Below are 7465 nucleotides of genomic sequence, written 5' to 3'. Positions count from 1 at the left end.
GCGGGTGCAGCACCTGCGGCTCCCAATGGACGACGGCCCTGCCGTCCCCGGGCCTGCGCACCACGGTCAGCGCGGAGTCGTACGCCAGCGGAGCACGGGCCCCGTCGTACGCGAACGCGGCCCGCACCGAGAACGGGACCCGCGACCCCGCCGGGCTGCCGGGCCGCACCGTCTGGGGCGCGAGGTGGGCCTGCTCCTTGTAGTCGCGCAGCGCCGCACCGGCGTCCGCGGTGTCGTCCGTGCGCTGCGCCGCCGCGCCGGTGTCGCCGTCGGCCCAGGCGTCGAGGAACCCGTGGGACGCCGAGCGGACCTCCGACGCCGTCAGCGGTCCGGTCCTGGGCGCGTCGTCGCCGCCGAACGCCGCCCAGGCGCCGAGCCCCGAGCCGACGAGCCCGAGCGACGCCGCGCCCGCGACCCAGAGATGGAGTGTCCTAGGGGTGTGGTTCCGCTCGCCGCCCACGGGGCCTCCGCCCTGCCGCTGGTTGATCCCGACGCCTCACAGTAGGGCGGGCAACGGCCCCGTTCCCTGTCGGAGTGCGCCGTTCAGGGGCACGGACACGTGCACGGGTCGCGCCCTGGGGGATGCCCCCCAGCGCGCGCCTCGGGTCTGCCGGATGGTGCGGCCACCCCCGCCCCGACAGGCTTGGGACATGCCTTCGACGAGGGATGTTCCCGAGACGACCGCCCCCGGCGGACCCGCGCGCCGCGCTCTACTGGCCGCCGGTTCCGCGCTGTCGGCCCCGCGACCTGCTCGCCGACTGGGTGGGCACGGTGGACGCGGCGCGTGCGGTCGCGGCCCAACGTGCCTACCTGACCGCCTTCTTCGACCTCCGTCTGCGAGGCCGGGACAACGGCCTCCTCGACGGCCCGTCGCCGCGCTTCCCCGAGGTCGCGTTCGTCCAGCGACCCCGGGGGCGTCCCGGATCTCTCAGCTCAGGCCGAGCGCCGCGCCGGTGAGGTCGGCCATGGCGGATTCGCCGAGCGCGTTCGGGTGGACGGGCACGAAGTTGGTGCCGAACAGGGCGGGTTCCACCCAGCGCTTCCCGCTCGCCTGGCACGCGTCGTGCCCCTCGGACGCCCGGGACAGATCGACGTAGGTCGCGCCGGTCTCCGCCGCGGCCCGCTGCACCGCCTGGTTGAGGTGGGTCTGGATGTCGCGCACGTACGGTACGTCGCCGGAGGCGATCGGCATCTTCACGAAGCAGCCCGCCTGCGCCGTCGGCGGCATGATCCACGGGTAGCCCAGGATCGCGACGCGCGCCTGGGGCGCCTTGTCGCGCACCGCCTGCAGCGCCGCCCGCACCGCCGGATACGTCTTGCTGTCGATGTCGTGCGCGAACGTGTCCCCGTACTGGGACGTGCAGGGGTGGCCCTGCCCGGCCGAGGCGATCCCTGCCGTCGCGCACGCCAGGATCGTGTTGATGAAGGTGTTGTTGTCGTTGCCGCCGATCGTCATCGTCACCAGACGGGTGTCGGCGCCGAGCGCGTCCAGCTGCGGGGCGACGCCGGGGTACTGCGACCCGGCGAAGTCCTTCGTCTGGGCCCCGCCGCAGGTCACGTCCTTGAGGGTGGCACCGGTACGCCGGGCGAGGACGTGCGGGTAGTTCGCCGTCGAGCGGGCGCACAGCAGGCTCGCGGACGGATCGAGGGGCAGGACGCCGGAGGCGGCGCTGTAGCTGTCGCCGAGGGCGACGTAGGGCAGGGGCGCGGGTGCCGCCTGCGCCGGGGCCCCGAGCCCGAGAACCGCCGCACCCGTCGCCACGGCCACCGCCGCAAGTCGCTTCCTGAACGCGCGCATCGCCATCTGTCGCTCCTTCGAAACGGGCTCGGCGCAGGGCCAAGTGCCGTGTGGGACAGGGGAGTTCAGCGCTGACTCTTGAAGCTACCGACGAGTTCGAAAACGAGTCAATAGGCGTGCACGAGGTCGTGACCTGGCAACAGTGCGGGGTGGCGGGGCATCGGAGGGCGCCGTGTGATGAGCTGTACGCATCAAAACAGTGCGGCCTCTGGGGAGGGGCCGAGGGGTGGGGAGGGTGTGCGGTGGCACAGTCCGTCGAGGAGACGGTTCAGACGTGCCCACAGTGCGGGACCGTCGTGCGGTGCGACAGACGTTTCACGACCTGGTGCGCGGCGTGCGACTGGAACGTGGATCCGGCCGCGCCGGACGAGGAGCCGGGGTTCCTGGAGCGTCGGCGCAGGGGCGCCGCGCAGCGGTACGGGTCGCGTCTGCATGCCGAGCTGATGGCGCGCGGCGAGCGGGCCACTGCCGTGCGACGAAGGGGCGCGAGCGCGGTGGCGGTCGCCCTGGCACTGGTGGTGCACGCGGTCACCGTCGTGGTCGCCGCCTGCGGGATCTGGCTCCTGGCCACCGGGTGGGGGCATGCCTGGCGCCTGGTCGGCGCGCTGTTCCTGCTCGGTGCCGCCTGGACGCTGCGGCCGCGGCTTGGACGACTACCCGATGACGCACCGGTGCTGCGCAGGGCGGCCGCGCCGGCGCTGTTCGCCCTGGTCGACGAGGTCGCGGCGGTCATCGGCACCCGCGGGGTCGACGCCGTCGTCCTCGATGTCGAGCTCAACGCCAGTGTCACCACGTACGGCTTGCGCGGTCGACGCCTGCTCACCCTGGGCGTTCCCCTGTGGGAGATCCTCGGACCCCAGGAGCGTGTCGCCCTGCTGGGTCACGAACTGGGCCACTTCGGCAACGGTGACATCCGCCACGGCCACCTCGTCGGGCAGGCCCTGCGCTCGCTCACCACCTGGTACTACTTCCTGGCGCGCACACAGAACCCGACGCCGATGGAGGCGCTCGTGAACCTGGTCACGCTGGGCCCGCGGCTGCTGATCGCGGGCGTGCTGCACCTGCTCCACCAGGTCACGCTGCGCGCGACACAGCGCGCCGAGTACCTCGCCGACGCCAAGGCGGCCGACGCGGCATCGGCCCCGGCGGCCGTACGTCTGATGGATGCCCTGCTCGTCACGGAGTCCGCCGAGGGGGCGCTGCGCCGGGAGGCGAACAGCCGGCAGGTCAAGGGCCGGGGTGCGGACGCCGACGGCCTGTGGGAGCGGCTCGCGGTGCACGTGCGGTCCGTCCCCGAAGGCGAGTACGAACGCCTCCGGCGTGTGGGCGCCCGCCGTGGGCACAGCGTCGACTCCACCCATCCGCCGACCCATCTGCGACGCGACGTGCTGACGGGTCACCCGCCGGGCGACGCCGCGGTCCGCGTCGACCCGGTCAGGGAAGCGGCGGTGGCCGCGGAGCTCGGGCCCGGGCGGGCCCGACTGGCGCGGGAGCTGCTCCGGGACGGCCGCAGGGGCTGACGGACCCGCTCAGCCCGCCTGGCCGGCGTCCGGCGCGCGGCCGAAGTCGAGGACGTCCTCCGCGGTGCGCTCGGTCTGCTGGGCGGCTTCGCGGGCGTCGGCGAGGACGTCGCCCTGCTCGTCGACGAGACGGTCGTAGATGGGCGCCGGGGCGGTGGACGGTGCGGGCACGGTGCGCTGCTCCTGCTCTCGGTGACACGGCTGCCACCAGGTCGTTCGGGACAAAGGGGGACCATACGCGGGCCCGGGGTCCGACGGGCAGCCGGGGGTGGGTCTTCCCCTCACTGTGACTGTAACTACTAGTATGTACGGGCATTGCCTGTCCCCTAGGAGATCGCGGAGCACACCCATGCCTCTGGTCAGGATCGATGCCCTGAACGCCGACAGCGAGCGGCTGCACGCCCTGGGCCGTGCCGTGCACGACGCGCTGGGCGACGCCATGGGCTTCCCGCCCGACGATCTGTTCCAGGTGCTCCACAGTCACGACGGAGTCCGGGGCACCCTGCGCTACGACGACTACCTCGGAGTGCGACGCGACGACGACGTCGTGTTCGTCGGGATCACCCTGCGCGCGGGCCGCACGCCCGGACAGAAGCGCGCGCTGTACCGGCGGATAGCCGAACTCGCCGAGGAGTACGCGGGCACCGAGCCCCGCAACGTCCTCGTCACCCTCACCGAGAACGAGTCGGTCGACTGGTCGTTCGGGCACGGGCTCGCGCAGTACGCACCCGACGACGGCCCGGGGGAGTGACGTGCGCTGCGGCGACAAGCCCGTCCCCCGGCCCGTGCCAGACTCGGGCGCATGAAGATCAGGGATGCCCGGGACGGGGACTGGGAGCGGATCTGGCCCTTCTGGCGACAGATCGTCCGGGCCGGCGAGACGTACGCATGGGACCCCGACACGACCGAGCCCGAGGCCCGGGCGTTGTGGACGGGGCCGGGGCGCCGGGTGTTCGTCGTGACCGACGGCTCGGGGGCGCTCGTGGCCAGCGCCTACGTGAAGGCCAACTACGGCGGCCCTGCCGCGGACCTCGCGAACGCCGGCTTCATGGTGGACCCCGCGCACGCGGGCCACGGATACGGCCGGGCCCTGGCCGAACACGTCCTCGCCGCGGCCCGGGCCGACGGCTACCGCGCGATGGTCTTCAACGCGGTCGTCGCGACCAACCCGGCCGTACACCTGTGGAGTTCACTCGGCTTCACGGTCGTCGGCACGATCCCGGACGCGTTCGACCACCCGCGTCACGGCCGGGTCGCGCTGCACGTCATGCAGCGCACGCTGCAGGAGGGCGACGCCGTCACAGATCCAGCGTGAGCCGGTCGCCCTTCGTGCGGGACACGCACACCATCATCGTGTCGTGGCAGGCCCGTTCGGCGGCGGTGAGCACGCTGTCGCGGTGCTCGACCTCGCCCGCGAGCACGTCGGTCTCGCAGGTGCCGCAGGTGCCCTCGGTGCAGGAGTAGAGCACGTCGACGCCGGCGTCCCGCAGCGTGGCGAGCACCGACCGGTCGGCGGGAACCGTCAACGTACGCCCCGACCGGGCCAGTTCGACCTCGAAGGGCCGGTCGCCCTCGACCTCGACGTCCGCCGTCGCCGCGGTGAACCGCTCCGTGCGCAGGGCCCCGGGCGGCACCAGCGCCTCGACCGTGGCCAGGAGCGACTCCGGGCCGCAGGCGTAGACGAGTTCACCCGGCCGCAGATCCGCGAGGTGGACCGCGAGATCGAGCGGGCCCTCCCGCAACAGGAGGCGGTCGGCCGGATACCGGGAGGTCAACTCCTCGGTGAACGCCATGGAACGACGGGACCGGCCGCCGTAGAGCAAGGACCAGTCCGCGGTGGCCGCCGCCAGCATCGGCACGAGCGGCGTGATGCCGATGCCGCCCGCGACGAACCGGTACGCGGAGGCGGGTTCGAGGCGGAAATGATTGCGCGGCCCCCGCACCGCCACCCGGCTGCCGGGACGCAGCGCGTCGTGCACGTGCGCCGAGCCGCCCCGGCCGTCGCTCTCGCGCAGCACGGCGATGCGCCAGGAGCGCTCGTCGCCGCCGCACAGCGAGTACTGCCGTTCGAGGCCCGCGGCCAGGACCAGATCGACGTGCGCGCCCGGCTCCCACGCGGGCAGGGGCCCGCCGTCCGGGCGGCGCAGGAGCAGGGAGACGACGTCGACGGCCTCCTGGTGGCATGCGGCGACGACGAGGTCGAGCAGAGCGGTGTCGAGCAGAGCGGTCACGAGGCGCGGTCCTTTGCGGGAGCGAGGTCTTCCGGGTGATCGGGGTGCGCGAGCATCCACTCCCACATCGCGACCGGGTCCTGGCAGGTGTGCCGCGCGCCGCAGTGGCAGCGCCCGTCGAGCAGATCGGTGCCGGGAAGCCAGTCGATGCGGTACACCTGGGCGCTCATCGGGCGGCCAGCTTCCCGAGGATGCGGCGCGCGGCGAGCCCGCCCGTGTCGATGTTGATGCTGAGCTCCTGGTACCCGGCGGGTTCCGTGTCCAGGGTGCGCTGCAGGAGGTTGAGCGCGTCCACGTCCTGCATGACCACCGTGTGGTTGAAGTCCCGCAGGAAGGCGGTGACTTCGTCGTCGTCGACGGCGAAGTTCCGCGACACCGCCCAGAAGTCGTACACCTTGCCGGGCGCCGACGGCGTGATGGCGTACGTGATCTCCGTACGGAACGCGGGGGTATCCTGCCCGGACGGGCTGATCGTGCTGTGCAGCAGATAGAGGCACGGCGCGTGGTACTCGATGTCCTGGCGCCGCTCGATGCGGCCCTGGATACCGGTCGAACGGGCGTAGAACGGCGGGCACTCGGCGTCCTTCATGTGCCGCGAGACCCGGACGATCCCGGCCGCCTCGTCGACCTCCGTCGTGATCGGCGTCTCGGCGACCTCGGGCGTGCCGATGTAGCCGCCGTGCAGATACGTCTCGTGCGAGAGGTCCATCAAGTTGTCGACGAGGAGCATGTAGTCGGCGTCGATCGGCTCCATGCCCTGCACCGTGACCCAGCCGTCCTCGGCGAGATGCGGGGCCCGCGGGATGTCGGCGACGTCGGCGGCTTCCGGTTCGCCGAGCCACACCCACACCATGGCGTCCACCTCGGCGACCGGGTACGAACTCACCCGCGCCGTACGGGGAACGCGCTTCTGCCCCGGCACGTACACGCACGTCCCCGTCGTGTCGTACGTGAACCCGTGGTAGCCGCACACCACCCGGTCGCCGTCGAGTCCGCTCGCCGACAGCGGGTAGCGCCGGTGCACACAGCGGTCGGCGAGCGCGACCGGCTCACCGGCCTCCGTGCGGTAGAAGGCGATCGGCTCGCCGAGGACCGTCCGGCCGAGCAGTTCGCGGCCCACCTCCGACGACCAGGCGGCCACATACCACTGATCGCGGGCGAAGGCCGAGAGGTTCGGGTGTGCGGACATGGCAGGCGTCCCTCCTGTCACTGCGCGCGGCTCCGTCGCCGCCCGTCGCCCACCACAGTGGTGACCGGGGTCACCGCCCCACAACGCCCCTTCCGTCAGGCGGAAGCCGGGGGCGGCTGCGAGACGGGTTGCCAGCCGAGGGCCCGGGAGATGCCGCGACCGGCCAGTAGGACCGCCGGAATCAGGGCAGGTGTCCGCGCCCCGGCGGCCGGTACGACGACGGAGACCGCCGCGACGACGTCCCCGCGCGGTCCGCGCACCGGCGCCGCCACGGACAGCGCGTCGTCGGTGATCTGACGGTCACTCACCGCGATCCCGGTGCGGCGCACCTCGGCCAGCATCCGCCGCAAGCGGTCCGGATCGGTGACGGTGTACGGGGTGAACGCCGCCAACTCGCGTTCCTGGTACCGCTCTTGGAGCACGAGGCCGCCATGGGCGAGCAGCGCCAGGCCCACGCCCGTGGCGTGCAGCGGCCAGCGGGCGCCGACCCGCGAGTGCACGCCGACCGCCGAACGGGCCGACAGACGCTCGATGTAGACGACCTCCAGGCCGTCGCGGACCGCGAGGTGCACGTTCTCGTGCGTCGCCTCGTACAAATCCTCCAGGTACGGCAGCGCCACCTGCCGCAGGCCGAGGCCGCGCGGGGCGAGCGCGGCGATCTCCCACAGCCGCAGGCCCACGTGGTAGCGGCCCGCCTCGTCCCGTTCGAGGGCGCCCCACCCGGCGA

General features: G+C 73.0%; 9 protein-coding genes and 1 pseudogene. 3 read left to right on the top strand and 7 right to left on the bottom strand.

All coding sequences use genetic code 11. The features are described 5' to 3' along the window. Nucleotides 1-460 (bottom strand): annotated as a pseudogene (locus G3I40_RS39775) (penicillin-binding protein); the annotation flags it as partial. 468 nt (nt 461-928) lie between these two features. Beyond that, nucleotides 929-1804 carry an SGNH/GDSL hydrolase family protein gene (locus tag G3I40_RS39770; protein WP_164559688.1) on the bottom strand — a complete coding sequence of 292 codons (876 nt, stop codon included), beginning with the start codon at nt 1802-1804 and terminating at the stop codon, nt 929-931. A gap of 341 nt (nt 1805-2145) precedes the next feature. On the opposite strand from G3I40_RS39770, the gene G3I40_RS39765 reads away from it, so the two are divergent. Next, nucleotides 2146-3318, top strand: coding sequence for a M48 family metallopeptidase (locus G3I40_RS39765; RefSeq protein WP_343245172.1), 1173 nt, complete (start codon nt 2146-2148; stop codon nt 3316-3318). Between the two features lie 9 nt (nt 3319-3327). Here G3I40_RS39765 and G3I40_RS46695 read toward each other — a convergent pair whose 3' ends face one another. Beyond that, on the bottom strand, nt 3328-3489 hold the full coding sequence (locus G3I40_RS46695) for a hypothetical protein (protein WP_239092217.1): 162 nt from the start codon (nt 3487-3489) through the stop codon (nt 3328-3330). Between the two features lie 178 nt (nt 3490-3667). Between G3I40_RS46695 and G3I40_RS39760 the strand changes: the two genes are divergently transcribed. Together G3I40_RS39760 and G3I40_RS39755 are read left to right on the top strand one after the other, a co-directional pair. Continuing rightward, nucleotides 3668-4069: a tautomerase family protein gene (locus G3I40_RS39760; protein ID WP_164559686.1), complete on the top strand. Its 402-nt coding sequence runs from the start codon at nt 3668-3670 to the stop codon at nt 4067-4069. Nucleotides 4070-4120: 51 nt separating this feature from the next. After that, a complete protein-coding gene (locus G3I40_RS39755) occupies nt 4121-4633 on the top strand; it encodes a GNAT family N-acetyltransferase (protein WP_164559685.1) in 513 nt (170 codons plus the stop codon). Here G3I40_RS39755 and G3I40_RS39750 read toward each other — a convergent pair. The 4 genes from G3I40_RS39750 to G3I40_RS39740 form a co-directional block, all read right to left on the bottom strand. Continuing rightward, nucleotides 4617-5540 carry a PDR/VanB family oxidoreductase gene (locus G3I40_RS39750; protein ID WP_239092216.1) on the bottom strand — a complete coding sequence of 308 codons (924 nt, stop codon included), beginning with the start codon at nt 5538-5540 and terminating at the stop codon, nt 4617-4619. The two genes, G3I40_RS39755 and G3I40_RS39750, sit on opposite strands and share 17 nt — an antisense overlap. A gap of 5 nt (nt 5541-5545) precedes the next feature. Continuing rightward, the gene (locus G3I40_RS46690) at nt 5546-5719 is read right to left on the bottom strand and encodes a hypothetical protein (protein WP_203645643.1); all 174 of its coding nucleotides are present in this window, start codon (nt 5717-5719) and stop codon (nt 5546-5548) included. Further along, nucleotides 5716-6738: an aromatic ring-hydroxylating dioxygenase subunit alpha gene (locus G3I40_RS39745; RefSeq protein WP_164559684.1), complete on the bottom strand. Its 1023-nt coding sequence runs from the start codon at nt 6736-6738 to the stop codon at nt 5716-5718. The genes G3I40_RS46690 and G3I40_RS39745 overlap by 4 nt, the downstream gene beginning before the upstream one ends. Before the next feature lie 95 nt (nt 6739-6833). Further along, the coding region (locus tag G3I40_RS39740; protein ID WP_164559683.1) for an IclR family transcriptional regulator at nt 6834-7465 on the bottom strand (632 nt) is incomplete at its 5' end.

The organism is Streptomyces sp. SID14478 (assembly GCF_010548525.1).
GTDB lineage: Bacteria > Actinomycetota > Actinomycetes > Streptomycetales > Streptomycetaceae > Streptomyces.
The sequence above is the reverse complement of the archived record's forward strand: the minus strand, read 5'-3'. Positions and strand labels throughout refer to the sequence as shown.